Source organism: Insolitispirillum peregrinum (genome assembly GCF_900156605.1).
GTDB lineage: Bacteria > Pseudomonadota > Alphaproteobacteria > Rhodospirillales > Rhodospirillaceae > Insolitispirillum > Insolitispirillum peregrinum.
Genome location: NZ_FTOA01000002.1, coordinates 542,216 through 568,362, shown reverse-complemented (window position 1 = coordinate 568,362; position 26,147 = coordinate 542,216). Strand labels below are relative to the sequence as shown.

Here is a 26,147-nt window from a genome sequence, read left to right as displayed (position 1 = left end):
GGTCACCCCTGCCCCCTGTTCCTGTCAGACTGTGTGATTCCCCTCCGATGCTTTTCAACAGCCCGCTGTTCATCCTGCTGTTCCTGCCGCTGACGCTGGCAGGCTATTGGGCACTGGCCCGGCAGACGACAGCCCGCCTGTGGTTCCTGATCGCCGCCTCGATTGCCTTTTATGGCTACTGGAACTGGCTGGATGTACCGCTGTTGCTGGTGTCGGTGATCGCCAACTGGGGTCTGAGCACCGTCTTTGGCCGTTTGCCCGCCACCGCCATCCAGCGCCGCCGCCTGCTGGTGCTGACCGCCGTCTGCGGCAATCTGGCCGTGCTGGGGGCTTACAAGTATCTGGTGTTCTTCGCCAGTACCCTGACGACGCTGACCGGCTGGCCGGAAACCGCACCGTCGGTCTGGTCGTTGCCGTTGGGGATCAGCTTTTTCACCTTTCATCACATCATTTACTGGATGGACCTGAAACGCGGGCTGGCACCGGTCTATCCCTTGCGCGACTACGCGCTGTACATCACCAGCTTTCCGCAGATTCTGGCCGGGCCGCTGGTGCGCAACCGCGAGATCGTGCCGCAGTTTGCCCTGTCGCCCTGCCGCCCCGGCTGGCAGCAACGCTGCATGCAGGGGGTGACGCTGTTCGTGATCGGGCTGGGGAAGAAGGTCTTCCTTGCCGATGCCCTGGCCGCCCTGTCCAACCCGTTGTACGCGCAGGCCGGCAAGGCAGCCCTTGCCACCGCCGAGGCATGGACCGCCGTCCTGGCGTTCAGCCTGCAAATCTATTTCGACTTCTCGGGCTATTCCGACATGGCCATCGGGCTGGCGCTGATGCTGGGGATGGTGCTGCCGCTGAACTTTGATGCTCCCTATCGTGCCACCAGCCTGCAGGACTTCTGGCGGCGCTGGCACATGACCCTGTCGCGCTTTCTGCGCGACTATCTTTATATTGCCTTTGGCGGCAGCCGCCACGGCCTGTGGCGCCAGTGCACCGCGCTGATCGCCACCATGGCCCTTGGCGGGCTGTGGCATGGCGCGGGCTGGACCTTTGTGCTGTGGGGACTGGCGCACGGGGTGGCGCTGGCCGCCGGTGCCCTGTGGCGGCGCTGGCTGCCCGCCGTCCCGGCCCTGCTCGGCTGGCCGCTGACCATGCTGTTTGTCGCCCTCAGCTGGGTGCTGTTCCGTGCCCCTGACCTGACCACCGCCAGCCATATTCTTGGCAGCCTGTGGCCGACCACAGCCCTCACCCCGGCCCCCGGTGGCGGAAGAACCTTGCTGTTGGCGGCATTGGTCGCCATCATCGGTCCGACCAGCTGGCAGGTGGTCAACCGTCTGCGTCCCCGCCTGCTGTGGGCGGTGATCATGGCGGTGGTGCTGGTGCTGGCCCTGTTGAAAATGCGTGATGGAGCGTATGAGTTCATCTACTTCCAGTTCTGAGGCCCGTCGAGACAGCGACGTGCCGACCATCAGCGCCGACCTCAGCCAGTCCGTGGCCTGGGGCCGGTTCCTGCGCGTGTTCGCAGGCTGTGCGCTGGTGCTGGGGCTGGGAGTGGTGGCCGGTCTGGTCGCGCTGGACCCCTATGGTGCCGGGCAACCGGTTTCGTTGGGCCAGAAACAGGCGACTCCGACCCGCCCGCCCAAACTCAACCCCCGCCTTGCCGGAGCCGGTCGCACCCTTGACCCGCAATTCGGTGGGCTGATCGTCGGCAATTCCCACAGCCAGCTCCTCGACCCGGCGCGGATTGGTGCACAGAGCGGCATCCCGTTCGCCTCGCTGTCGATGCCCGGCACCGCCTCGCGCGAGCAACTGGCGGTGCTGGACTGGATCGCCCTGCGGCGCGGACAGGATGATCGTGCCCTGTCGGCGCTGGTGGTGGTGCTGGATGACTGGTGGTGTAACGCCCAGGGGGCCTATGAAACCGGCCACGCCTTTCCCTACTGGCTGTACAGTGCCGATCCGCTGACCTATCTGGAAGGCTTGCTGCGCTGGGAAAGTCTGGAAGCCGCTGGCAGCAAGCTGGGCCTGCTGCTGTCCGGCAAGGCTCCGGCCTCTGGCCGGGCCGATGGCTATATGGATTATGAGCAGGAGATGGTGAACGATCGTTCCGCCATCCTCGCCCGCCTGCAGGCCCCCGGTGATTACCATCACCTTGGGGACGCCCCGCCTCCGGCCGCCGCAGCCCTGAAAGCCACGCTGGCCCGCCTGAACAGCAGCACCGCCGTGGCGCTGGTGATGACCCCGGTCTATGCTCCGATTTTGCCCGCCCCCGGCAGCGTTGAGGCCCGCCGTCTTGATGTCTGCAAGGCGGCCTTTGCCGATCTTGCCAACAGCCGCCCGCGCACCGTCTGGCTGGACCTGATGCGCGAAACCCCGGAAACCCGTGATCCGGGCCTGTTCTGGGATACCAGCCATTACCGGAGCACCTTTGCCCGCCAGATCGAAAACATTCTGGCCGCCCGCCTCCGACTGCTGCACGCCGAAAGCCCCCACCAGGACCCCCCCGCCTGATTGACAGTCCGCTGATGCGGTTCTATCTGTCTGATGGTTTCATCAGGCGCTTTCTTCCTGAGGTTTGGCTTTATTTTCGAGGTATTCATGTTCGGTTCCGTGTTGCGGCGTTTGTTCGGTTCGTCAAACGATCGCTTTGTCAAAACGCTGCGTTCAACCGTTGCCGCAATCAATGCGCTGGAACCCGAGGTGCAGGCCCTGTCCGACGAGCAGTTGCGCGCCCGGACTCCGTGGTTCCGCGAACGGCTGGAAAAGGGCGAAACGCTTGACGACCTGCTGGTCGAAGCCTTTGCCACCGTGCGCGAAGCCTCGCGCCGGGTGCTGGGGATGCGCCACTTTGACACCCAGCTGATGGGTGGTCTGGTTCTGCATCAGGGCAAGATTGCCGAAATGAAGACCGGGGAAGGCAAGACGCTGGTGGGAACCCTGCCAGTCTATCTGAACGCCCTGACCGGCGACGGCGTACATGTGGTGACGGTCAACGACTATCTGGCCAAGCGCGACGCCGAATGGATGAGCCGCCTGTACCGCTTCCTTGGCCTCAGCACCGGCATCATCACCAACGAGCTGCTCGATGACGAGCGCCGGGCGGCCTATGCCTGTGACATCACCTATGGCACCAACAACGAGCTGGGTTTTGACTACCTGCGCGACAACATGAAATTCCGTCTGGAAGACATGGTGCAGCGTGAATTCGCCTATGCCATCGTTGACGAAGTCGACTCGATTCTGGTCGATGAAGCCCGTACCCCGCTGATCATTTCCGGCCCGTCGGAAAGTGCGACCGACCTGTACGTGGCGGTCAACGCGCTGATCCCGCACCTGAAGCCCGAACACTTCGAAAAGGACGAAAAGGCGCGCAGCGTCACCTTTACCGAAGAGGGCACCGAATACATCGAAGCCTTGATGCGCAACGCCGAAATCCTGCAGGAAGGCAACCTGTACGACATCGGCAACGTCTCGCTGGTCCACCACGCCCAGCAGGCCCTGCGCGCCCACGTGCTGTTCACCCGCGATGTCGATTACATCGTCAAGGACAACAAGGTGGTGATCATCGACGAGTTCACCGGCCGCATGATGGAAGGCCGCCGCTACTCCGAAGGTCTGCATCAGGCGCTGGAAGCCAAGGAACAGGTGACCATCCAATCGGAAAACCAGACGCTGGCCTCGATCACCTTCCAGAATTTCTTCCGCCTGTATCCCAAGCTGGCCGGGATGACCGGCACCGCGATGACCGAAGCGTCCGAATTCGGTGAAATCTACGGGCTGGAAGTGGTCGAAATGCCGACCAACCGCCCGTTCGCCCGCGACGATCAGGACGACGAGGTCTATCGTACCGCCGTCGAAAAATACAACGCCATCGCCGAACTGGTCGCCGACTGCGCTTCACGCAACCAGCCCTGTCTGGTCGGTACCACCTCGATTGAAAAGTCGGAATATCTGGCCGAGCTGCTGCGCAAGAAAAAGGGCATCAAGGCTCAGGTGCTGAACGCCCGCTACCACGAACAGGAAGCGTTCATCGTCGCCCAGGCCGGGGTGCCGGGGGCGATCACCATTGCCACCAACATGGCCGGTCGTGGCACTGACATCCAGCTGGGCGGCAACCTCGAAATGCGCCTGTGGCACGAACACGGCATCACCCCGGGCGAAGTGCCGGAAGATGATCCGCGCGTGGTCGCCATCAAGGCCGACATCGCCACCAAAAAGGAACAGGCGCTGGCCGCTGGCGGTCTGTTCGTGATCGGCACCGAACGCCACGAAAGCCGCCGCATTGACAACCAGCTGCGTGGCCGCTCGGGCCGTCAGGGTGATCCGGGGGCCTCGCGCTTCTTCCTGTCGCTGGAAGACGACCTGATGCGCATCTTCGGCTCCGAGCGCATCGACGGCATGTTGCAGAAGTTCGGCCTGAAGGAAGGCGAAGCCATCGTTCACCCGTGGATCAACAAGGCGCTCGCCAAGGCCCAGCAAAAGGTCGAAGCCCGCAACTTTGACATCCGCAAGAACCTGCTGAAGTTTGACGACGTGATGAACGACCAGCGCAAGGTGGTCTATGAACAGCGCCGTGAACTGATGCAGGCCGACGACCTGTCGGAGGACACCAAGGGCATGCGCGAAGAAACGATCGACGATATCGTCGCCCGCTGCATCCCGGCCAAGGCGCTGCCGAACCACTGGAACGTCACCGGCCTGCACGAAGAATGCCTGCGCATCTTCAACCTGAACCTGCCGGTCGCCGAGTGGGCCGAGGAAGAAGGCATTGCCGACGAAGAAATCCGTCAGCGCATTGGCGATGCCGTCGAAGCCAAAATGAACGACAAGATCACCCGTTACAGCCCGGAGGTCTGGCAGAGCATCGAAAAGAGCATTCTGCTGCAACTGCTGGACCAGATCTGGAAAGAGCACCTGCTGCAACTCGACCACCTGCGTCAGGGGATTTCGCTGCGCGCCTATGCCCAGCGTGACCCGCTGAACGAATACAAGTCCGAAGCCTTTGCCCTGTTTGAACAGATGCTGGCCCACCTGCGCGAGCGGGTGACGCAGGTGCTGGCGATGGTCGAAATTCAGGTCACCCCCAGCGAAGACCAATTGTTCCCGCACGAGCAGGGCGAAAACCACCCGCAGGCAGTCGAATCAGCGGCGGCGGCTCCGGCCCCGGCGGCAGGGAGTTCGGTGTGGGGCAATGTCTCGCGCAACGAACCATGCCCGTGTGGTTCGGGCAAGAAGTTCAAGCATTGCCATGGGGCGCTGAAGTAAGAGTACCGCTTTCTCCCATTCGGTCAGTCAAACGGCTGGCCGGATGGGGAAACTCGCATGAAATGCGGAGTACAAAGGCGCCGGCCAATACCCCCTCGCCTCATTTTCCTTTTATTATCAAAGAAATGGGGGCTGGGGTCTTTAGGCCCCAGCGAGGTGTGGAGCAGCGCTCCACGTCCTTGCTTCCTTACTGTCGTGTACGTGATCTGACGCAGGCACGCTGCTCTAACCTTTTCTATTGCCGCATTGTTGTTGCGAAAACCGGTTCCCACTTTTCGCACAATGCTCTAACCTTTTCTATCGCCGCATTGTTGTTGCAAAAACCGGTTCCCACTTTTCGCACAATGCTCTAGCGCCCGGCATTCTCGGCACCCTGCTGATCCCGCGTAATCCCACACAATTCATCGGTGGCAGTTTCGATGGTCTGGCGAACCTGTTCGACAAAGGCCCGCTTGTCGAGGCCGACAGGCATGGGCGGCAGAACCCGCACCACCACTTCCCCCGGTGTCTTGACAAAGCTGTTGCGCGGCCAGACCAGACCACTGTTCAACGCCACCGGCACCACCGGAATCCGGTCGCCAAAACGGCCATACAGTGCCCCGACTCCCGGCTGCCACGGCTTTTGATCACCGGGGATCACACGGGTTCCTTCGGGGAAAATGACGATCTGATGGTTTTCGGCCAGCACGGCATCCGCCTGTTTCAGCATCCCGCGCAGCGCCGAAGCTCCGGCATTGCGGTCAATCGCAATCATGCCGGTCTTGCGCATGTACCAGCCGACCAGCGGGATCGACAGCAGTTCCTTTTTCAACACATACACCGGATCGGCCAGCAGGATGTGAAAGAACAGGGTTTCCCAGGCGGACTGGTGTTTGGACACCACAATGCAGGCGCCTTGCGGCAGGTTTTCCTTGCCTTCGATCCGCCAGCGAATCCCGACCAGCACCCGGGCGCCACCGATCAGCCCGTTGAGCCAGATGCGCACCATCGAGGTAAAGGCGCGTTTGGGCAACACCACCAACAACGGCAGATAGACCACTCCCATCAGCAGGGTCCAGACGATGTAGTAGATGTTGAACAGCACGGAACGAAGGGCGTTGATCACTCGGTCGGTCCTTTCTCGGGCGCAGGCAGGCCGGTGGCGGGCAAGGGTGGTACGGGATGAGCTTCTAGCGGGATTACGGGGGCAGATGCAAGAGGCTGATCCACCGGGCCCGCCGCAGGCGGGGCAATCCGGGCCAGCGGAGGCAGGCTGGTCCCTTGCGACGGTGCAGGTGGATGGCTGTTGTTCAGGGCCTCCTGCGGGCCATCCGGCAGCATCAGACGCAACCGGGCCACCAGATATTTATTGTACTCACTGATGAACAGACCGGCCGTACCGGGATAGGTCCACCAGGAGTCCTGTTTGACGCTGGCCGGAAACACTGGATGGGCAATGATGCGGGCGCGGGGCAAGGCCGCCTGAAATTCCAGCAGACTGCGCGGCATGTGATAGCTGGCCGTCACCAGCCGCAGGGAATCCATGTGATGGGCGCGCAGCCAGACGGCGGTCTCGATGGCATTGCCGACGGTATCCCCGGCGACATGCCCGAGCAAAATGCGATTGCGCAAACCGGCCGGCAACGGAGCTTCTTCCTGCAGCAGGGCGTCCAGCGTGGTTTCGGGATTGACCCCGGACACGAACAACAGCGGTGCCCGGCCGTCTTTCAGCAGGGACAACCCGACCTTCAGCCGCTCGCTGCCGCCGGTCAGGACGACAATCACGTCCGTCGGCGACAATGGGTCTTCGACCACATCCGGCATCGAGGCGGTGTACCACACCAAACCGGGGAACCACAGCGCCACCCCGAACAAAATCAGCAGGATCCCGCGTACCACCAACGCCCACAGACGCTGCAACAAGGATCGCTCGTCAGGGAGAGGGGCCAGGTTTGCCATGGCTACAGCATGCCGGACAGTTGTCGCCGGACGGTGATATGGGCGGTAATCATCGCAATCAGACCGGCAATGACAGGAAAACTGCCCAGCAAGGCCCAGGTCAGCGGAGCAATGGTAATCGCCGGGATCAATCCCCCTTGCAATCCTTCGGACAAACGGACAATGGCCCACAGGGTCGGCACCGCCCCCAGCAAGCCCCCCAACCCACCCAGCAGCCCTAGCGCCAACCCGCGCGAAGCAAACTGGCGGGCAATATAGCTGTCCGTTGCGCCGACGAAATGCAGGACTTCGATGTGGGGACGATGGACTGCCAACGCTGTCCGGGTAGCGTAGATAACGGTGGTGGTGGTGGTAAACGACACCAGAGCAATCACTCCCCACGCCAGCTTCTGCAAGCCTTCGGCCAGACTGATCAGCTTGGACATCCACACCTGATGATCATCAATCGTCGCCCCCTCGACGGCATCCTTCAGGCGGGTTTGCAGGTCCTCCAGACTGGGGCGGGCCTGCGGGTTGAGGGTAACGTCAATCAGGCGCGGCGTTGGCAGCTCGTCAATCAGCTCGCGCGAGCCCAGCCAGGGCTCCAGCAGCGCAGCCAGCTTGTCTGCCGGAATTTCGCTCGCCGACACCACGTTGGGCAACGACTGCAACAGGCGCACGGCCCGCTCGACACGGGCAGCGGTTTCCTCTTTGGCCTTGGCAGTGGTGCCGATCACCGGGGGAATCTGCACCGTCAGCGTTCCGGCCACATCGCGGTTCCAGCGGGCGATCATGTCGGTCAGCCCCACCGAGCCGGTGGTCGCCATTGCCGCAAAAAACACCATCAGCGCAATCAGCCACGGCAGGAAACCGCCACTGGAATCCCGCGCAACCGGCAAGTCACTGCGAAACAGTCCCTTCAGCCCGATCCCGGCCATCATCCTTCCTCCGGCTGCAGGATACTCAGGCGGCCACCTTCCAGATGCAGGCGGGGGTGGCGCATCTGCCGCACCAGTTGCTCGTTGTGGGTGGCGATGACGATGGTGGTTCCCAGCCGGTTCATTTCCCGGAACAAATGCATCAGGCGAATGGCAGTGCGGTCGTCAACGTTGCCGGTCGGTTCGTCAGCCACCAGCAGATCGGGACGGGTGATCACCGCCCGCGCAATGGCCACGCGCTGTTTCTGCCCACCAGACAGCACCGATGGTTTCGCCTGCATGTGGCTGGCCAACCCCACCCACGACAGCAGTTCGGGAACGTGCCGCTGGATTTCGGCCTCGCTGGCCCCGGCCACCCGTAACGGCAAGGCCACATTGTCGAGAGCCGACAAATGGTCCAGCAGACGGAAGTCCTGGAAGACCACCCCCAGACGACGCCGAATGGCTGGCAGGCGGTGGCGGGGAGCCGAGGTGACATCCTGCCCGAACAGCTCCACCGATCCGCGCGACGGGCGACGGGCAAGGTAGAGCAACGACAATAGCGAGGTCTTCCCGGCCCCCGACGGGCCGGTCAGGAAATGAAACGATCCCGGCGTCAGGGTAAGCGAAATGTCCTGCAGGATTTCAGGCCCATTGCCATACCGCAGCCCCACACTCTTGAAGCGGACCGTGTCATACTCGAACTGTTCTTGCTGCACCTGAAGCCTCTTTTTTGGTGGCCGAAGAGTGGCACAGCGCCGCCGTGACGTCCAGAGATGGCGCGCCAGTCCCGGCGATTCTGTTCGTATGACAGGACATCTACGGTGAAAGTCCGCTGACGCTTTGCACCCGCGCTTGTGTTACAGTCAGTGAACATCTATAAAAGACATTCATTTCGGGGCAACTTCTCACAAATCCATGGAACTCAACTGTCCGAACTGCACCACGCACTTCACCGTGCCGGACGATGCAATCGGCCCCAAGGGCCGAAAGCTGAAGTGCGCCATGTGCGGGCATACCTGGAAGCAAATGCCCCTTGGGTATGTGCCAGAGGAAAACACCCCCGCACCAGAGCCAAAGCGCACCGCACCGACACCCCCTCCTCCTCCGGTTGTTGAACCGGAACCGGACTTTGAGCCAGAGCCGGAACCCGATCCCGTCCCCGCGCCGTTGTCGTTCGAGGATGCGCTGGCCGATGCCCGCAACGCGCTGGCCGATGCCCGCAATGCGGAGCCGGACAGTGAGCCGATGCCGATGGAAATGCCGCCAGTGGGCCGCGTTCGCCCGGACCCTCTCGACGGTTACGCCGACGACGATCTGCCGATGGATTCCGACGCCAGGCCCCGGTCGATGTCGGATGATGATCCGTTGGCCGGGCTGAATTTCGGCAATGCCTTTGACGACAACGATGACGATTCCTTTGGGCGATCGACCGGGCCACGCAGCGACCTGGGGCGAACCCCGCTTGACAGCGACCTCGAAGACCTGCTCGCTGCCGAACCCGAGCCGATCCCCGAACTGTTCGGGCGGTCATCAATCGACGATGATGACGAAAGCTCGGATGGCAGCAAAAAGAACGGCGCGATGCTGTTCCTGGTGTTCCTGATTGTGATGATGACCGCGCTGGGGGCTGGAACATGGTTCGGCCGCTCGGCGATCATCACCAGCTTCCCGCAGGCCGAGAGCCTCTACAACATGCTGGGTATCACCGTCGATGCTCCGGGAAGCGGGTTGCAGTTCAAGAATGTCACCTCGGAACGACTGAACCGCAACGGCGTTGATACACTGGTGGTCCGCGGCTTCATTGCCAACGTCTCGTCATCGCCCAAGGCCATCCCGTCCCTAAGCCTGATCCTGTTTGGTCCCACCGACGAGCCCGTCCAGCGGGCCATCGTCGAACCGCCCCAGCCCAATCTGGAATCCGGCATGACTACCGGCTTCCGGGTCCATCTGGAAACACCCGATGCCCGGGCCCGGCGCTTCGAAATGGACTGGGCCAAACCAGCCAGCGACGACAAGAAGTAAGAGCGGAACGCGGCACCCATCAGATGCCGCGTTTTTCTTTCAATATCGAATGAATGGGGTCCGGGGCCGTAAGGTTCACAGCGCCAGACCACCAGCTCAGGCGAGAACCACCGCTGTTCCGTTCACGGCAACCAGTAGCATCGTTTTACTGTCGCCGCCGATCACCTGATAATCCAGATCAATCCCCACCACGGCGGTCGCCCCCATCGCCCGCGCCTGCTCGGCCATTTCGGCCAGAGCGGTATCTTTTGCTTCGCGCAGAGCATTCTCATAGCCACCGCTCCGCCCACCGATGACGTCGCGAATCGACGCAAAGAAATCACGGAACAGGTTGGTTCCCATCACCGATTCACCCGAAACGATGCCCAGATAGCGGGTGATGGTCCGGCCTTCGACGCTATCCGTCGTGGTCAACAAAACAGACATCCCAGATCATTCCTTCCCAAAAGAAAACGGGAACCCCGGCGATGGCGCAGGATTCCCGTTCATCTCGCAAAAGCGCCACCCGCAAGGATGGCACCATTGATATGGTTAGACCAGTGTGCGTTAGGGCATTTTCAAGTTGACCGTCAACGGTCAGCGGTCAACGGCTCGGACAATGCGGCCCTAAAAGGGAAGAGCGTTTTCGCTCGGTGTGAAAACGCTCTAAATCTGATGCCACGGTACGCGACAGTTGGCGGAATCAACGCGGGCTACCGCCCGAACCCGTTTGGTGGCGATGCCCCCAACCCCCCATTTTTATTTAAAAATCAAGTCAATGGGGTCCGGGGCCTCAAGGCCCCGGCGAGGTATGGAGCAGCGCTCCATGATCGTTTTGTCTTTTGGTCTGTCTCATTAATGACGGAAGTGACGCATCCCGGTGAAGACCATCGCCAGACCGGCTTCATCGGCGGCCTTGATCACTTCTTCGTCACGCACACTACCACCCGGCTGGATCACAGCGGTCGCCCCGGCTTCGGCGGCAGCCAGCAGGCCGTCAGCGAAGGGGAAGAAGGCGTCCGACGCCACCACCGAGCCCTTGGCCCAGCTTTCGGCATCGCCAGCGGTCTTGGCCGCCTGTTCGGCACGGAAGGCGGCGATACGCGACGAGTTCACCCGGCTCATCTGCCCGGCACCGACGCCAACGGTCATCCCGTTGCGGACATAGACGATGGCATTGGACTTGACGTGCTTGCCGACGGTGAAGGCAAACATCATGTCCTTCAGTTCCTGTGCGGTCGGCTGGCGCCTGGTCACCACCTTCAGCTCGTCGGCGATCAGGCGGTTGTCGCGGCCCTGCACCAGCAGGCCACCGGCCAGAGTCTTGACCAGCAGACCCGATGACTGCGGGTTGGGCAGACCACCGGTGCGCAGGACGCGCAGGTTCTTTTTGGTGCCGAGGATGGCGCGGGCGTCGTCGGTGATTTCCGGCGCGATGATCACTTCGAGGAACAGCTTGGCCAGTTCTTCGGCGGTTTCACCGGTCAGCGGCTGGTTGAAGGCCACGATGCCGCCAAAGGCGCTTTCGGTGTCACAGGAATAGGCCCGCAGATAGGCTTCCTTCTGCGAACCGCCCAGCGCCACACCACAGGGGTTGGCGTGCTTGACGATCACGCAGGCGGTGTCCTGGAACTCGGCGACCAGCTCGAATGCCGCGTCGGTGTCGTTCAGGTTGTTGTAGGACAATTCCTTGCCCTGCAACTGCTCGGCGCTGGCCACGCCCGGACGGGCTTCGGCATTGGCATAGAACGCCGCCACCTGATGCGGGTTTTCGCCATAACGCATTTCCTGCCGCAGCTCACCGGCAAAGGTGATCCGGCGCGGGAAGGTCTCGCCCAGCTGTTCGGCAAACCAGGTGCTGATCGCCGCATCATAGGCACCGGTACGGGCATAGGCGGTTGCGGCCAGACGACGACGTAGGGCCAGAGTGGTGCCACCGTTGTTGGCTTCCATCTCGGCCTGCACCACCGCGTAGTCTTCGACGTCGACCACCACCGTCACCGCATCGTGGTTTTTGGAGGCGGCGCGGATCATCGCCGGGCCACCGATGTCGATGTTTTCGATACAGTCATCAAAGGCCGCGCCCTTGGCAACGGTTGCTTCGAACGGGTACAGGTTGACCACCAGCAGGTCGATCGGCTGAATCTGGTGCTCGGCCATCGCCGCTTCGTGTACGGCGTTGCCGCGAATCCCCAGCAGGCCACCGTGCACCTTGGGGTGCAGGGTCTTGACGCGACCATCGAGCATTTCCGGGAAGCCGGTGTAATCGGCCACTTCGGTCACCGGGATGCCCGCCGCCGCCATTGCCTTGGCCGAGCCGCCGGTGGACAGGATTTCAACCCCTTTGCTAGCCAGAAAGCGCGCAAATTCGATCAGACCGGTCTTGTCCGACACGGACAGCAGAGCGCGGCGGATGGGCATAACAGACGACATGGGGCGAAAGCTCCTGTACGTTCAAAACGTGAGACGATGGTGGGACGGAAAAGTGCGCGCGTCATAGCATGGACGGCGGGCAATATCCGCAAGAAAATTCGGCAGGGCTGCCATTCCGGCCTGCCCCGGCGGGTTTATCGGCGAGTTTACCCGGCCACCGCCGCCGCCAGCCCCTGCTCGACCGTCTGCGGCGGTACCCAGCCACAGCGCAACCGCAGCGGCGTGCTATCGATCACCAGCGAGCCGAGCAGACGGTCAGCCACCGCCCCCTTGCCCAGCAGACGCAATCCCCAGCGCAGCAAACCGGGCGGCACCGACAGCAGGTGCGGCTGCACTCCCATCGCCCGCGCCAGACGGCGAATCAGCTCGGCGGTAGACAGGTCTTCGCCATCGCTGACCAGAAAGGTCTGACCAGCCGCCGCTGGATGATCGACGGCAACCGCCAGCGCCGACGCCAGATTGGCCAGCGAGACCAGCGACCGGCGGTTCTCCACCGCCCCCAGCGGCAACCATGTTCCCCGGCGCACCGCCGCCATCAGGCTGGCAAAGTTGGCCTTCACCCCCGGCCCGTAAACCAGCGGTGGTCGCACCACCACCCCTTCGAGTCCCGACGTGCGAACCACCGCCCACAGCGCCTGTTCGGCTTCGGCCTTGGAGAGACCATAGGGATCGGCAGGGTGCGGTTGATCATCGGCCTGATAGACCTGCCCCGGTCCGGTGCCGTCACCGTTGACCTTGATCGACGACACCAGCACCAGCCGCTGGGCCCCCGCCTCGACCGCCTGTTCGGCCAGGGCCTGCAAGCTGTCAGCATTGGCATAGCGAAAGGCCGTCAGCGGATCTTCCGCCGTATCGTTCATCATGTGAACCCGTGCTGCCAGATGCAGCACCCGCTGACAGCCAGCCAGCGCCGGCCGCCAGTCACAGGCCAGCCCCCGGTTCAAATCCGGCGCCGGTACGGCAACCACCCCATCGGGCAACGGCCCGGCGGGTGGCTGGCGAACCGCCGCCCGAACCTGCCACCCTGCCGCCAGCAGGGCCGGTATCACCGCCTGTCCGACAAATCCGCTGGCCCCGGTGACCAGTACTGTTCCCTTGATCATCCCCGTTCTCCTTTAAGCAGGCCGCTATACAGCGCCACCACCGCGGCCCCCACCGCCTGCTCGGAATAGATCGTCTCGGCCTGTTGGCGGGCCACGGCTCCCATTTCCCGCCGCAAATCCGGGTCATCGGCCAACCGTTGCAGAGCCTGCGCCAGCGCCCTGGCATCACGCGCAGGCACCAGCAGGCCGTTTTCACCGTCCTGGACCAAAGCCCGGCAGCCGGGCACATTGGTACTGATCAGCGGACGAGCACAGGCGGCAGCCTCCAGCAGGGACTTCGGCATTCCCTCGCGGTAACTGGGCAGCACCGCAATATGCGCCCCCGCCCACAGCGTGGCAATGTCATTACGCCGACCAAGGAATTCCACCACCCCTTCCTCAGCCCATCCGGCCAGAACCGTTTCGGGGATACAGGCCGGGTTGGCCGGATCACGGTCGCCGGCAATCTGCACCCGCAATGGCACACCGCTGTCCCGTACCAGCCGGGCGGCGGCCACCAGCTCCCCCAGCCCCTTGTCCCACAGCAACCGACCAACGAACAGCGCCACCGGCGTTCCCGGCGGCTCGGGCGTCGGGGTAAAGGCGCTGATATCGACCCCCGAGCCGGGAATCAGCGTCACCGCCTGCGCCGGGACCAGCCCGGCATCGAGGAAATGCTGGCGGTCATCCTTGTTCTGCACCAACAGCACCGACCCCTGTCGGCGCAGCAGAAAACGGAAGGCCGCCGAGATCACCGGCTTTAGAATCCGCGCCTTCAGCGAGCGGGCGGTAAAGACAAACCCCAGCCCGGCCATGGCATTGACCACCTTGCCAACCCCGGCCAGCCGGGCCGCCAGCGAGCCGTACAGAACCGGTTTCATCGCCACATGATGCACCAGATCGGGCCGTTCCCGCCGGTACAACGCCCGCAGCTCGGCAATGGCTTTCAGTTCCTGCAGCGGATTTTTGCCCTGCCGGTGCAGCTCCCGCAATGGGAACAGGCGGAACCCTTCGGCTTCGATGGTTGCGCCATGGCGGTTCACCCGTGTTGCCACCGCCACATCAAACCCTGCCGCCCGGGCGGCCCGCGCCATCGGCAGACGATGCGAGCAGAAATACCAGTCTTCGGTCACCACAAACAGCAACAGGGGGCGTTTTGACATACCGCGATGTTCCTTTTTTCCAGAACCGTCAGAGCATTGCGCGAAAAGTGGGAACCGGTTTTCGCAACAACAATGCGACAAAACAAAAGGTTAGAGCAGCGTGCCTGCGTCCGGTTTAACGCACGCTGCTCTAGACCAATGGGGACGGATAGCGGACGGTGACCGTTGTGCCCTGCCCGCTCACCGACACCAGCTCCACCGAGCCACCATGCAGTTCGACAAACCGCTTCACCAGCGCCAGCCCGATTCCGGCCCCGCTGTCCCCCGGTCCTTCCCGGTTGAAGCGGTCGAACAGGCCCTCTTGCAGGGCGTCGGGGATCCCAATGCCGGTATCGGCCACTGTGAACACCAGTTCATCACCATCGCGCATCGCCGCCACGATGATCTGGCCGTTTTCCGGAGTGTACTTGATGGCATTGCTCAGCAGGTTATAGAGCACCTGCTTCACCCGCGCCTCATCGCCCACCATCGCCCCGGTTTCCGGCGGGCAGTCAAAATTGATGGTCAGCCCCTTGCGGCGGACCATTTCCCGCGTCATCCCCAGCACCGCGGCCAATGCGGCATGAACATCAAAGGTGGTGCGCGACAGCACCATCTGCCCGGCTTCCAGCGTCACCAGATCGCTGATGTCATCAATCAGCATCACCAGTTGCCGCGCCGTTTCCGCCATGTTGCGGGCGTAGTCTTTCTGACGCGGGTTCAGGGTCCCGTAATATTCTTCGGCCAGAATCTCGGCAAAGCCTGACAGGGTGGTCAGCGGCGTGCGCAGTTCATAGGACATGTTGGCCATGAACTGGGTCTTCAGGCGGTCGGCTTCGATCAGGGCTTCGGCCCGCTCGCGCAGGGCCTTTTCCACCTGAGCGGTATCGGACATGTCGAGCAGGGTGAACAGAATGCCGCCGTCCGGCAGCGGTGCCCCCACCGTGTCCAGCGTCGGCCCCCCCGGATGGTTCATCCGGGATTGCCGCAGGGTGCGGTCCTGTGGCGGAGCAGCCAACTGGCTGCGGATGTCTTCCCACACCGGCGACGATCGCAACAGCGGCATGGTCTGTTCCATCACCTGCGTCAGTGAGGGATGAGCCGAGGCGACATCGTCGGGTAGGCCCCACAGACGGGCAAAGGCCGGGTTGCACAGCCGCAGGCGGCCATCAGCCCCGAACACCGCCACCGCTTCATGCAGATGGTCGATGGTCTCCCGCTGGACGGCAATCAGCTCGTTGCGGCTGGCTTCCAGCGCCAGACGGTCGGTCACGTCTTCATAGGTTGCCAGCAGGCCACCCAGCGGATGCGGGGTCAGCACCCGCCGCAGGGTTTTGCCATCGGGCAGGTGCAGCAGGTCTTCCACCGCCTCCAGCAGCGATTTGAAGCGCCCCAGTTCGGCGTCCTTGAACGCCGGGTAGTCTGCCACCTCGGGCAACAGGCGGCGGGACCGCTGGGCCTCGAGAATTTCGCCATAGGTCGGGCTGCCTGCCAGCCAGCCTTCTTCCAGATGCCACAGGCGGGCATAGGCGGTGTTGTGGAAATGCAGCTGACCATCGCCACCGAAAATGGCAATCGCCGTTCCCAGCCGGTGCAGCACCATCGCGTGACTGGTCGCTTCCTGTTCCAGCGTCGAGCGCAGGGTTTCCAGCCGGGTCATGTCCTGCGCCAGCCCGACGGTCATCCGCTCCCCCGCCACGCCGTGATCGGGCAACGGTGTTTCGGTGATTTCCAGCAACCGCCGCCGCCCGCCCAACACCACATGTTGGGAGCTTTGCCGCGCTTCGTTCGATGCCCGCGCCGCCGAAGCCAGCACCCGCAGTTCCCGCCCGGCGGTCCCGCCTGCCAGTTCGCGTTCTTCGGCCTGGACCTGTTCCAGCGTTTCAGCCTCGACCGCCACCAGAAAAGCCCGGTTGGCAAAGGTAATGCGCAGGTCGTTGTCGCGCAGCCAGACCGGTGACGGCAAGCGGTCCAACGCATCATGCAGGTGTTGGTGCTCGCGCTCCAGAACGGCTGTCCGTTCGCTCAGCAGGGCATAGGCCGCATCTTCGGCGGTAACATCGCGCATCCACACCAGATCGGCCAGCGGCGTCCCGTCATCGGCCACCGCCCGAATCCCCCAGGCGCGGATGTGACGGGGCTGGGCCAGCAGGGCGGTGCCCCCCTGCCCGGCATCGGCAGACAGGTCCAGAGTCAGTTCAAAGCCGTCACCATCACTGCGCAGGCGGCTGACCACCGCCTGCAAGCGGGCGATGGAGGCCGGAACAAAGGCATCCAGAACTTCGGGAAAAACGGCTCTCTGCCCGCCATACAGACCCAGCAATACCGCCAACCGGCGCGAGCATTGCCCCCCGGTCAGCGGGTCGTCGTCACCGTCGTCTTCGGTCGGCATCGCCGACCGTGGCAGATGGAACCAGCCATACCAGCCATCGGGGGCACATTGCAGGCTTTGTTCCAGCGTCTGCAGACGCAGGTCATACTGCTTTTGCTCGGCGTCAAAGCGCTTGCGCCGGACCATCGACCACCACAGGGCTCCCAGAACCGCAGCCGAGACTCCGATCAGTTCGATCATCGTCCCGGAGTCACTGGAGAAAAACGGCATTGCCCCCGGCATGGTCTGCCCTCGCCCCTGTTACTGGTTGTCCGCCAACACCGTACCCGCCAGATACAACGATCCGCAAATCAAAACCCGCCGCGGGGAGTCGCCTGCCGTTTGCCGCAAGGCCTCCAGCGCCGCGGCCACGCTGTCGCAAACCGCCACGTCGGCAATGCCTGCCTGCTGCCCCGCCGTCGCCACCAGTTCGGGCGACTTGGCGTTTGGTTCCTGTGGGACCGGCACCGCCCGCAGGCGGTCAACCTGCGCGGCCAGCGGGCGGAAAAAGCCTTCGGCGTCCTTGGGGCCCATCATCCCCATGATCATGTCCAGCGGCTGATCGGCCCAGCGCGGCAAAAAGCCCGCCAGCATCGCCCCCGCCTGCGGATTGTGCGCCCCATCGAGCCACAGTTCCCACCCGGCAGGCAGGGCATCAACCAGCGGCCCCCGGGTCAACCGCTGCATGCGCGCGGGCCAGGACACCGTGCGCATGCCGGTGGCCAGAGCCTCCAGCGCCGGGGTCAGGGACGCACCGGTGCGGGGATCGCGGGCCACCTCCAGCGCCGCCAGCGCCACCCCGGCGTTGGCAATCTGGTGATCGCCCAGTAGGGCGGGCAGCGGCAGGCGCCACGGCGCGCCACCGGCAATCGGGCTGTACACCAACTGATCGTCCTCGACGGCCACCCGGAACGCTTCTCCCGCCACCGCCAGCGGCGCCTGCCGCTGCGCGGCCATCGCCCGCAGGAGAGCATCGGCTTCGGGCACCTGCGCGGCGCTGACACAGGGGGTATCGGCCTTGATGATGTGCGCCTTTTCCGTCGCAATCGCCGCCACCGTCGGCCCGAGGAACTGTTCATGATCCAGCCCGATCGGGGTCAGCACCGTCGCCGCCGGACGTGCCACCACGTTGGTCGCATCCAGCCGCCCGCCCAGACCGGTTTCCAGAATCAGCACATCGGCGGGAACCTCGGCAAAGGCGGCAAAGGCGGCGCAGGTGGTGACCTCGAAAAAGGTGATCGGCTGCCCGTCGTTGACCGTCTCGATCCGTTCCAGCAGATCGGCCAGCGCGCCGTCAGAGATCATTTCCCCCGCCAGCGTGATGCGCTCGTTGAACCGCACCAGATGGGGCGAGATATAGCTGTGCACCTGCAACCCGGCCGCCGTCAGGCAGGCACGCAGATAGGCCACCGTCGAGCCTTTGCCGTTGGTTCCGGCGATGTGGATCACCGGCGGCAAACGCTCCTGCGGATTGCCCAGCGCCGCCAGCAGCCGCCAGACCCGATCCAGCGACAGGTCAATCAGTTTGGGATGCAGCAGGCCCAGACGGTCCAGCGCAGCCGCAGCCCGCCGGGCCGCCAGAGACGAAGAAGTCAAAACGGATCACCCCACACGATAAAAAAACACCATGCGCCTGTCTGGATGTCAGCCAGGCGCATGGTGCAGCACGCGACGGTCATGCCGGGAACGGCATGGCGTCAGATGTTATGCATCCGGAGCCGGCGGTGGCAGGATTTCGGCCCCTTTCGACCGTCCTGCGCTGTCGGCTTCGGCACCGCGACGCGGCAGGGTCACCACTTCGCCCACCGGACCCCGGTTGCGCAGCAGGCCCAGCAGACGCCCCAGCGTCTCCTTCAGGTCATGACGCCGCACCACCATGTCGACCATCCCGTGGTCGCGCAGGTATTCGGCGCTCTGGAAGCCTTCGGGCAGCTTTTCACGGATGGTGTTTTCAATCACCCGCGCCCCGGCAAAGCCGATCAGCGCGCCCGGTTCGGCAATCTGGATGTCGCCCAGCATCGCAAAGCTGGCCGTCACCCCGCCAGTGGTGGGGTCGGTCAGCAGCACGATGTACGGCAGACCATGCTCCTTGACCCGTTCGACGGCAACCGTGCTGCGCGCCATCTGCATCAGGGACAGAATGCCTTCCTGCATGCGGGCACCGCCCGAGGCCGGAATGACCAGCAGCGGCGAATCCTGCACCACCGACAGTTCGGCAGCGGCCACCAGGCCTTCGCCGACCGCCATCCCCATCGACCCACCCATGAACGAGAAGTCAAAGGCGGCAACCACCACGTCCTGCCCGTTGATTTGACCGCTGGCAACGATGATGCCATCGGTTTCCCCGGTCTTGCTGCGGGCTTCCTTCAGACGCGACTGATAGGTCTTCAGGTCTTTGAACTTCAGCGGGTCTTCCGCCACCTTCGGCAGCTCGATCCGCTTGTAGGCACCGCCGTCAAACAGCAGTTCCAGACGCGCCTTGAGACCAAGGCGCATGTGATGTCCACAGTGCGGGCAAACGCGCAGGTTCTTTTCCAGTTCACGGTGGAAAATCATGTGCTCGCAGGCCGGACACTTATCCCACAGGTTTTCCGGCACCTCGCGCGGGCGCACGAGCTGCTGGATCTTGGGACGGACAAAGTTGGTCAGCCAGTTCATACACTGGGCTCCCTATTTTTGGACCGCATGGACGGCGTCACCCAGACCACGCACGAAATCAACCACGGCATCAATGGCACCGGGCTTTGCCGACCCGTCGCCGGTCAGTCCATCAGCCAGTTTCTGGACCACCGCCGAGCCAACAACCACCGCATCGGCCACCTGCGCCATTTCGGCGCACTGCGCGGGCGTTTTGATGCCAAAGCCGACGGCAATCGGCAAGTCTGTCTTTTCACGCAGACGCGCAACAGCCTGTTCGACCACCGCGACATTGGCTGACGCCGTGCCGGTGACACCGGTAATCGAGACGTAATACAGGAAGCCGCCCGCTTGTTCCAGCACCGTCGGCAACCGGGTTTCATCGGTGGTCGGCGCGGTGAGGAAAATCAGGTGCAGCCCGTGATCCCGCAAGTGGACGGTCAGTTCCGGCGCTTCTTCCGGTGGCAGATCGACGATGATCAGGCCATCGGCACCGGCCGCAGAGGCCAGCGCGGCAAATTTCGCCACGCCTTTGCTGTAGATCGGATTGTAATAGCCCATCAGCACCACCGGAGTGCTTTTGTCATCCTCGCGGAACGCCCGCAGGGCATCAAGCGTGCGGTCGAGCGAACCGCCCGAGGCCAGCGCCCGCAGCCCGGCGGCCTGAATCGCCGGGCCGTCGGCCATCGGGTCAGAAAACGGCATGCCCAGTTCGATGATGTCCACCCCGGCGGCGGGCAGCGACTTCAGCAGGGCCACCCCGTCCTCGTAGGACGGGTCGTTGGCCATGGTGTAAACCACCAGACCAGCACGCTTTTCAGCCTTCAGCTCGGCAAAGCGAGCGGACAAACGGTTCATGACGGTCACGTCGCTCATAGCTGCTCTCCCATCGCACGGGCAATCGTATTGACATCCTTGTCGCCGCGGCCCGACAGGTTGACCACCATCACGTGGTCGCCCGGCAGGGTCGGGGCCAGCTTCATCGCGTGCGCAATGGCGTGCGAGCTTTCCAGCGCCGGAATGATGCCTTCCAGTTTGGTCATCCGCTGGAACGCCTCGACGGCTTCGTCGTCATTGATCGGCACGTATTCGACACGCTTGATGTCATGCAGCCAGGAATGTTCAGGCCCGATGCCCGGATAGTCGAGACCGGCCGAGATCGAGTGGGCTTCGAGAATCTGCCCGTCGGCGTCCTGCAACAGATAGGTGCGGTTGCCATGCAGAACCCCCGGACGGCCACCGGTCAGGCTGGCGGCATGGGCCGGAGTATCAACGCCGTGACCACCGGCCTCGACGCCGATGATCCGCACACTGGGGTCATCGAGGAACGGATGGAACAGGCCGATGGCGTTCGAGCCGCCCCCGACGCAGGCCACCAGCGAATCCGGCAGGCTGCGGCCTTCCTGTTCCAGCAGCTGCTCCTTGACCTCTTCCCCGATGATGCACTGGAAATCGCGCACCATCGACGGATAGGGGTGCGGACCCGCCGCCGTCCCGATCAGGTAATAGGTGTTGTGAACGTTCGACACCCAGTCACGCAGGGCGTCGTTCATCGCATCCTTCAGGGTTCCGGCACCGCTGGTCACCGGCTTGACCTCGGCACCCAGCAGCTTCATGCGGAACACGTTGGGCATCTGCCGCTCGATGTCGGTCGCCCCCATGTAGATCACGCAGTCCAGCCCCATCAGCGCGCAGACGGTGGCGGTGGCCACCCCGTGCTGACCGGCGCCGGTTTCAGCGATGATGCGGGTCTTGCCCATCCGCTTGGCCAGCAGGATCTGGCCCATGCAATTGTTGATCTTGTGCGCGCCGGTGTGGTTGAGGTCTTCGCGCTTCAGATAAATTTTGGCTCCGCCCAGAACTTTGGTCAGGCGTTCGGCAAAATACAGCGGGCTGGGACGGCCCACGTAATGCTTCAGATAGTGATTGAGTTCGGCATGAAAGGCCGGGTCGGCCTGGGCCGCCAGATACTGCTGTTCCAGATCGAGGATCAGCGGCATCAGCGTTTCAGCAACGAAACGACCGCCATGGATGCCAAAGCGCCCCTGAGCATCAGGACCGGAGCGCAGCGAATTTGCGAGGGTTTGGTCGGGCATGGGTGCCTGCCTGTTTTAGAGCAAATCCCGCGCAGATGACCCCATCTGCGACGATGCATTTGCTTGATCAACAACAACGGAGAGCGTTTGCAGTGACCGCAAGGGAGCAGAAAACGCTCTGGACGGTGAAAACAACCAGAGACGGGGGAAAGGACATCCCCGTCCGCTCAGAGCATCAGACCCCGGTGACACACCAGCGCACCGCCCGCAACACCGCCCGCCGCATCGACCGCATCGGCGGACGGCGGTAGGGGGCTGCCAAATGGCACCGGGGTTGCGAACAGTTGCTCATCATCCTGTCTGGCCTGAACCCATCTTTTCCTGCCGTCTCGAAAGGAGCGGCCCCGCTGGTCATCAAGGCTGCTCCGCCGGGGATCAGCCGTCAACCGCCTTGAAAAAGGCGGCAATCTTTTCCGGGTCCTTGACCCCCGGCGCGCTTTCGACACCGGACGACACATCAACCCCCGGCGCACCGCTGAGCCGAATGGCATCATCGACCGTTTCCGGCGTCAGGCCGCCCGCCAGCAACCACGGAATATCATGCGTCCATTGCTGCATCAAAGTCCAGTCAAAGGCAACACCGTGTCCGCCCGGACGATCGGCATCCTTCGGCGGCTTGGCATCAAACAGCAGATAGTCGGCAACGCTCAGATAGGCTTCGGCAGCCTTCAGGTCTTCGGCTGACGAAACGCCAATCGCCTTGATCGCTTCGACGGCAAAATCCAGCCGAATCGCCTCGATGCGCTCGGGCGTTTCCGAACCGTGGAACTGAATGATGTCGGGCCGCAGAATGCGGAACACCTGTTCCAGATCAGCGTCGGTCGGGTCAACGAACAGTCCGACAATGCGCAGATCATCAAAGATATCCGGCGGCAGGCCATCCAGCAACTCGGCGGCCCGTTCCGGCGTCACGTAACGCGGGCTTTTCGGATAAAACACAAAACCGATCATGTCCGCACCGGACTCGATCGCAGCGTCCAGACCTTCTTCTTCGGTAAGGCCGCAAATTTTGACCATGGTCATGGGAATGCTCCTTACTTCGGCAATTCGGCAAGAATGCGGCGGCAAGCCGCCACCGGGTCTTCGGCACCAGTGATCGGACGTCCGATCACCAGAATGTCGGCCCCGGCGGCGATGGCTTCGGCCGGGGTCATGATGCGTTTCTGGTCATCGGTGGCCGCCCACGCCGGACGCACACCCGGCACGATCAGCTTGAAGTCCGGGCCACAGGCCGCACGGATCATTGCCGCCTCGTGGGCCGAACAGACCACCCCGTCCAGCCCGCTGTCGCGCGTCAGGATCGCCAGCTCCCGCACCTGATCGGCCACCGGACGCACAATACCGCATTCGGCCATGTCGGTTTGATCCATGCTGGTCAGCACCGTCACCGCAATCACCAGCGGACGGGTGACAGCATGGATGCGGGCTCCCTCATCCGCGGCCTGGGCGGCAGCCGTCATCATCGTCCGGCCACCAATGGCATGAACGTTGACAATGCCCGGTGCCGTTTCACAGGCCGCGCGCACGGCCCCGGCAACGGTATTCGGGATGTCATGGAATTTCAGGTCGAGAAAAACCGGCAGGCCACTGGCACTGGCCACCTGATGAACGCCCTTTACCCCGTTGGCGGTAAAGAACTCCAGGCCCAGCTTGATCCCGCCAGCCACGTCGGCCAAAGCCGCCGACAGCGCGGTCGCGCGGTTCAGGTCCGGGGTGTCTACGGCAACATAAATCGGGTTGGGGGCAGGGTCGGCCATCGATTCGGATAGTCCTCTGGTTATGACTCTTCCGGTTATGGCACTAACCCGCCCCGCCCGCAAGCTCAGGCCATCTCGACCTCAACCATGCGGTCGAGCAAATCCACCACCCGCAACGTTGCCCCCAGACCGAACCATGCATCCAGATCGTCGCCTTCACGGGGGGTCTGCAATTGCAGGGTAAATTCCCCGAACATGCCGTCGCACAGGCCCTTGAAATGCGCGTCGGTGGCCTTGAACACATTCGGCCACGCCTTGGAGGTGACACGGCGCACAAAAATCGACCGGGTCAGGCGTAAATCCTGAAAGGCGGTCAGCAGACGAACCAGAACCTTCATCAACAGGACACGACTGGGCGGATGGTTGAACAGGGCGGCGCGCAGATCGCGGTCGGCCACACCGGCAAACCGGCTGAGCAAGCGGCTGCTGTCGGCATTAAGGTCCGCGTAAGGCATGGTTCCCAGCACATCGCGCAGGAACTGCCCCAGTTTGGGCATCGCATAGCGCGGCAAGGCCAGACTGTCCCCCTCGGGTTTGTCGGCCACCACTCCGAACGGATAAAACGCCACCACCAGTCGCAACAGAAAATCCGACCGCCGGTCATTGACCGGACGTTCGATCACGGTTGGCGCCACCGCATCGGCAAAAGCGTCCCGCCGCAGGCGATCGGAACAGCCGGAGCAGGCTTCGGTCAGGCGCAGTTTCTGCCCCTTGAAGAAGGCTGTCGTATCCGACACCAGCTTGTCGTTCCCCCGACCTTCGGCCAGGGTCTTAATCAGCGCCCCCAGCTCCTCGACCAAACGGGTGACTTCGACGCCCGCATGGCCATCAGGACTGTTTGAAATGCGCTCCAGCAGCTCGACAGGCCCGCCCACCTTATTCATGCTGCACCCCCCAGAAGTTGTTCCAGAATGATGCTAACGGACCATAGGAGGCGCTGACAAGAGGCTATTGCAGACTCGTTCTAAATGGCAAACGGCTCCATTCAACTGGGCCTCAGACCAACAGGTGAAGCCAAGTATTATCCCGCTCTCTACTTTGGTTGATTTGTAGTAAGGCGATAGCGCAACAGTCGTAATACCATTCTTTGCCAGCACACGAACCATTTCCCGGTCATCCCACCCCGGCGGCAAAAAGGCATTCAAATGGACTCCGCCTTCAACGGTCGGAACCCGCAACAGCCCTCCCAGATGGCTGGCCAGAGCCTGCTCAAGCGCCTGACAGCGCTCTGCATACAAACGACGCATCGCCCGCAGATGTGCGGTAAAATGCCCGTCCCGCATGAAATCGGCCAGCGCAACCTGCGCCACCACCGACCCGCCACCATCACTCAGCCGACGGACCGCCCGCGCCGTGTCGATCAATCGTTCCGGCACCACCAGATAGCCCAGCCGCAGCCCCGGAAACAGGGCACGGGTAAAGGTGCCGACATACAGAATTCGCCCATCGACATCCAGTCCCTGCAACGCCGTCAACGGGCGCCCCTGAAAGCGGAAATCGCTGTCATAGTCATCCTCGATGATCCACGCCCCCCGCTGGCGGGCCCACCCCAACCATGCCAGACGGCGCGACAGGCTCATGGTCACGCCCAACGGATAGTTGTGCGAAGGGGTTAACAATGCCACCCTGCACCCGTCTGCAACCGGCGACTCCGGCAGACAGACCCCTTCCGCATCCACCGGCAGCGGAATCACCTCGGCCCCCGTCGCCCGCAACAGACCGTCAATCCCGGGATATCCCGGATCTTCGATCGCCACCTGATCTCCGACATCGAGCAGCAATCGTGCGGCCAGATCGAGCGCCTGTTGCGCCCCGCTGACCACGATCACCTGATCGGCATGGCACCGCACCCCGCGCCCTTGCCGTAGAAAGGCAGCAATTTCTTCGCGCAATGGCAGGAATCCGGCGCTGTCTTCGCTACAGGCCAGAGACTGCGGCGCCGCCCGCCAGCGTCGGGTCAGGCAGCGCGTCCAGATCGGCCATGGAAAATGATCCACCGCAGGGATACCCGCCCGGAAAGGAACGATCGTCTGACCATGACGCGATGGCAGGGTGGCCGCAAACCGGCTCATGCCGTCGGCCATCCGCGACACCCGCAACGCCGGTCGCGGAGCCGGTGTCGTCTCGTCGGGCCCTGACGTCCCGACACGGTGAAATTCATCCGGGACATCGGTACTGACAAAGGTGCCACTGCCGTGGCGGGCATAAAGGTACCCCTCGGCCAACAGATGTTCATAAGCCGCCATCACCGAATTCCGCCCGATGCCCAGCGCGACGGCCAGCGTCCGGGTCGAGGGCAATCGGTCTGCCGGTTGCAGGTCACCCCGCCAGATTGCTGCCCGCAAGGCATCGCACAGCCGGAGGATCAACGGCGAGGACACCCCGTCACCCTGCTGCCAGCGCAGTCGGTCCGGCCAGGAAAGTGGCTCCATTATTTTCTCACAAATGGCCCTGTTTATAGAGCCAATAGTCTAGCACCATTTGCAGGTCAGGTGCAGCCCATGGCACCCGGACTCCCTGTTTTCTCTTGCG

General features: G+C 63.1%; 21 protein-coding genes and 1 pseudogene. 5 read left to right on the top strand and 17 right to left on the bottom strand.

The features are described from left to right. Positions 1-47 precede the first annotated feature (47 nt). From BW995_RS06555 to secA, 3 genes are all read left to right on the top strand, one after another. Entirely contained in the window at positions 48-1,433 is a 1,386-nt protein-coding gene (locus BW995_RS06555; protein ID WP_076399363.1) for an MBOAT family O-acyltransferase, read from the top strand. Continuing rightward, entirely contained in the window at positions 1,408-2,505 is a 1,098-nt protein-coding gene (locus BW995_RS06550) for a hypothetical protein (protein WP_139332789.1), read from the top strand. The genes BW995_RS06555 and BW995_RS06550 overlap by 26 nt, the downstream gene beginning before the upstream one ends. Positions 2,506-2,592: 87 nt before the next feature. Then, entirely contained in the window at positions 2,593-5,259 is a 2,667-nt protein-coding gene (gene secA / locus BW995_RS06545) for a preprotein translocase subunit SecA (RefSeq protein ID WP_076399362.1), read from the top strand. Positions 5,260-5,608: 349 nt separating this feature from the next. Here secA and BW995_RS06540 read toward each other — a convergent pair whose 3' ends face one another. From BW995_RS06540 to ftsE, 4 genes are read right to left on the bottom strand one after another with little or no spacing between them, the layout of a single operon-like run. Then, on the bottom strand, positions 5,609-6,364 hold the full coding sequence (locus tag BW995_RS06540; protein WP_245821308.1) for a lysophospholipid acyltransferase family protein: 756 nt from the start codon (positions 6,362-6,364) through the stop codon (positions 5,609-5,611). Beyond that, on the bottom strand, positions 6,361-7,197 hold the full coding sequence (locus tag BW995_RS06535) for a YdcF family protein (RefSeq protein ID WP_076399361.1): 837 nt from the start codon (positions 7,195-7,197) through the stop codon (positions 6,361-6,363). The genes BW995_RS06540 and BW995_RS06535 overlap by 4 nt, the downstream gene beginning before the upstream one ends. Positions 7,198-7,199: 2 nt before the next feature. Beyond that, on the bottom strand, positions 7,200-8,117 hold the full coding sequence (locus BW995_RS06530) for a cell division protein FtsX (RefSeq protein ID WP_139332788.1): 918 nt from the start codon (positions 8,115-8,117) through the stop codon (positions 7,200-7,202). Further along, positions 8,114-8,812, bottom strand: coding sequence for a cell division ATP-binding protein FtsE (gene ftsE, locus BW995_RS06525; protein ID WP_076399359.1), 699 nt, complete (start codon positions 8,810-8,812; stop codon positions 8,114-8,116). The genes BW995_RS06530 and ftsE overlap by 4 nt, the downstream gene beginning before the upstream one ends. Before the next feature lie 199 nt (positions 8,813-9,011). On the opposite strand from ftsE, the pseudogene BW995_RS21340 reads away from it, so the two are divergent. Continuing rightward, positions 9,012-9,110, top strand: a pseudogene (locus BW995_RS21340) (zinc-ribbon domain-containing protein); the annotation flags it as partial. A 12-nt stretch (positions 9,111-9,122) separates the two neighbouring features. Then, positions 9,123-10,118, top strand: a complete 996-nt coding sequence (locus BW995_RS06520) for a DUF3426 domain-containing protein (protein ID WP_245821306.1) — start codon at positions 9,123-9,125, stop codon at positions 10,116-10,118. A gap of 96 nt (positions 10,119-10,214) precedes the next feature. Here the strand turns inward: BW995_RS06520 and BW995_RS06515 are convergent, their stop codons facing one another. The 13 genes from BW995_RS06515 to pdxR form a co-directional block, all read right to left on the bottom strand. Further along, on the bottom strand, positions 10,215-10,544 hold the full coding sequence (locus BW995_RS06515) for a YbjQ family protein (RefSeq protein ID WP_076399357.1): 330 nt from the start codon (positions 10,542-10,544) through the stop codon (positions 10,215-10,217). Positions 10,545-10,952: 408 nt separating this feature from the next. Continuing rightward, positions 10,953-12,530, bottom strand: a complete 1,578-nt coding sequence (gene purH, locus BW995_RS06510) for a bifunctional phosphoribosylaminoimidazolecarboxamide formyltransferase/IMP cyclohydrolase (RefSeq protein WP_076399356.1) — start codon at positions 12,528-12,530, stop codon at positions 10,953-10,955. A 146-nt stretch (positions 12,531-12,676) separates the two neighbouring features. Further along, positions 12,677-13,633: an NAD-dependent epimerase/dehydratase family protein gene (locus BW995_RS06505; protein WP_076399355.1), complete on the bottom strand. Its 957-nt coding sequence runs from the start codon at positions 13,631-13,633 to the stop codon at positions 12,677-12,679. Beyond that, positions 13,630-14,775: a glycosyltransferase family 4 protein gene (locus tag BW995_RS06500; protein WP_076399354.1), complete on the bottom strand. Its 1,146-nt coding sequence runs from the start codon at positions 14,773-14,775 to the stop codon at positions 13,630-13,632. Before BW995_RS06500 ends, BW995_RS06505 begins: the two co-directional genes overlap by 4 nt. Before the next feature lie 130 nt (positions 14,776-14,905). Continuing rightward, complete coding sequence (locus tag BW995_RS06495) at positions 14,906-17,368, bottom strand: sensor histidine kinase (RefSeq protein ID WP_076399353.1); 2,463 nt, start codon at positions 17,366-17,368, stop codon at positions 14,906-14,908. Between the two features lie 18 nt (positions 17,369-17,386). Next, entirely contained in the window at positions 17,387-18,721 is a 1,335-nt protein-coding gene (locus tag BW995_RS06490) for a bifunctional folylpolyglutamate synthase/dihydrofolate synthase (RefSeq protein WP_245821304.1), read from the bottom strand. A 108-nt stretch (positions 18,722-18,829) separates the two neighbouring features. Continuing rightward, positions 18,830-19,783: an acetyl-CoA carboxylase, carboxyltransferase subunit beta gene (accD, locus tag BW995_RS06485; RefSeq protein WP_076399352.1), complete on the bottom strand. Its 954-nt coding sequence runs from the start codon at positions 19,781-19,783 to the stop codon at positions 18,830-18,832. 12 nt (positions 19,784-19,795) lie between these two features. After that, the gene (gene trpA, locus BW995_RS06480) at positions 19,796-20,638 is read right to left on the bottom strand and encodes a tryptophan synthase subunit alpha (RefSeq protein ID WP_084194637.1); all 843 of its coding nucleotides are present in this window, start codon (positions 20,636-20,638) and stop codon (positions 19,796-19,798) included. Further along, on the bottom strand, positions 20,635-21,858 hold the full coding sequence (gene trpB, locus BW995_RS06475; RefSeq protein ID WP_076399351.1) for a tryptophan synthase subunit beta: 1,224 nt from the start codon (positions 21,856-21,858) through the stop codon (positions 20,635-20,637). The genes trpA and trpB overlap by 4 nt, the downstream gene beginning before the upstream one ends. A gap of 375 nt (positions 21,859-22,233) precedes the next feature. Further along, positions 22,234-22,881 (bottom strand): phosphoribosylanthranilate isomerase, encoded by a 648-nt coding sequence (locus BW995_RS06470; RefSeq protein WP_076399350.1) that lies wholly within the window; start codon positions 22,879-22,881, stop codon positions 22,234-22,236. Between the two features lie 11 nt (positions 22,882-22,892). Beyond that, positions 22,893-23,615 carry an orotidine-5'-phosphate decarboxylase gene (gene pyrF, locus BW995_RS06465; RefSeq protein WP_076399349.1) on the bottom strand — a complete coding sequence of 241 codons (723 nt, stop codon included), beginning with the start codon at positions 23,613-23,615 and terminating at the stop codon, positions 22,893-22,895. A gap of 65 nt (positions 23,616-23,680) precedes the next feature. After that, the gene (locus BW995_RS06460; RefSeq protein ID WP_076399348.1) at positions 23,681-24,499 is read right to left on the bottom strand and encodes a hypothetical protein; all 819 of its coding nucleotides are present in this window, start codon (positions 24,497-24,499) and stop codon (positions 23,681-23,683) included. A gap of 33 nt (positions 24,500-24,532) precedes the next feature. Continuing rightward, positions 24,533-26,047: a MocR-like pyridoxine biosynthesis transcription factor PdxR gene (gene pdxR, locus BW995_RS06455; RefSeq protein WP_076399347.1), complete on the bottom strand. Its 1,515-nt coding sequence runs from the start codon at positions 26,045-26,047 to the stop codon at positions 24,533-24,535. Positions 26,048-26,147: the final 100 nt, after the last annotated feature.

Bases quoted from the DNA above. Each gene is read 5' to 3' on its own strand.
- BW995_RS06500 (WP_076399354.1), bottom strand. From the start codon at position 14,775: ATGTCAAAACGCCCCCTGTTGCTGTTTGTGGTGACCGAAGACTGGTAT.
- BW995_RS06520 (WP_245821306.1), top strand. From the start codon at position 9,123: ATGCCCCTTGGGTATGTGCCAGAGGAAAACACCCCCGCACCAGAGCCA.
- purH (WP_076399356.1), bottom strand. From the start codon at position 12,530: ATGTCGTCTGTTATGCCCATCCGCCGCGCTCTGCTGTCCGTGTCGGAC.
- BW995_RS06535 (WP_076399361.1), bottom strand. From the start codon at position 7,197: ATGGCAAACCTGGCCCCTCTCCCTGACGAGCGATCCTTGTTGCAGCGT.
- trpB (WP_076399351.1), bottom strand. From the start codon at position 21,858: ATGCCCGACCAAACCCTCGCAAATTCGCTGCGCTCCGGTCCTGATGCT.
- BW995_RS06550 (WP_139332789.1), top strand. From the start codon at position 1,408: ATGAGTTCATCTACTTCCAGTTCTGAGGCCCGTCGAGACAGCGACGTG.
- pyrF (WP_076399349.1), bottom strand. From the start codon at position 23,615: ATGGCCGACCCTGCCCCCAACCCGATTTATGTTGCCGTAGACACCCCG.
- BW995_RS06505 (WP_076399355.1), bottom strand. From the start codon at position 13,633: ATGATCAAGGGAACAGTACTGGTCACCGGGGCCAGCGGATTTGTCGGA.
- secA (WP_076399362.1), top strand. From the start codon at position 2,593: ATGTTCGGTTCCGTGTTGCGGCGTTTGTTCGGTTCGTCAAACGATCGC.
- BW995_RS06460 (WP_076399348.1), bottom strand. From the start codon at position 24,499: ATGAATAAGGTGGGCGGGCCTGTCGAGCTGCTGGAGCGCATTTCAAAC.
- accD (WP_076399352.1), bottom strand. From the start codon at position 19,783: ATGAACTGGCTGACCAACTTTGTCCGTCCCAAGATCCAGCAGCTCGTG.
- BW995_RS06555 (WP_076399363.1), top strand. From the start codon at position 48: ATGCTTTTCAACAGCCCGCTGTTCATCCTGCTGTTCCTGCCGCTGACG.
- pdxR (WP_076399347.1), bottom strand. From the start codon at position 26,047: ATGGAGCCACTTTCCTGGCCGGACCGACTGCGCTGGCAGCAGGGTGAC.
- BW995_RS06495 (WP_076399353.1), bottom strand. From the start codon at position 17,368: ATGCCGGGGGCAATGCCGTTTTTCTCCAGTGACTCCGGGACGATGATC.
- BW995_RS06515 (WP_076399357.1), bottom strand. From the start codon at position 10,544: ATGTCTGTTTTGTTGACCACGACGGATAGCGTCGAAGGCCGGACCATC.
- trpA (WP_084194637.1), bottom strand. From the start codon at position 20,638: ATGAGCGACGTGACCGTCATGAACCGTTTGTCCGCTCGCTTTGCCGAG.
- BW995_RS06470 (WP_076399350.1), bottom strand. From the start codon at position 22,881: ATGACCATGGTCAAAATTTGCGGCCTTACCGAAGAAGAAGGTCTGGAC.
- BW995_RS06530 (WP_139332788.1), bottom strand. From the start codon at position 8,117: ATGATGGCCGGGATCGGGCTGAAGGGACTGTTTCGCAGTGACTTGCCG.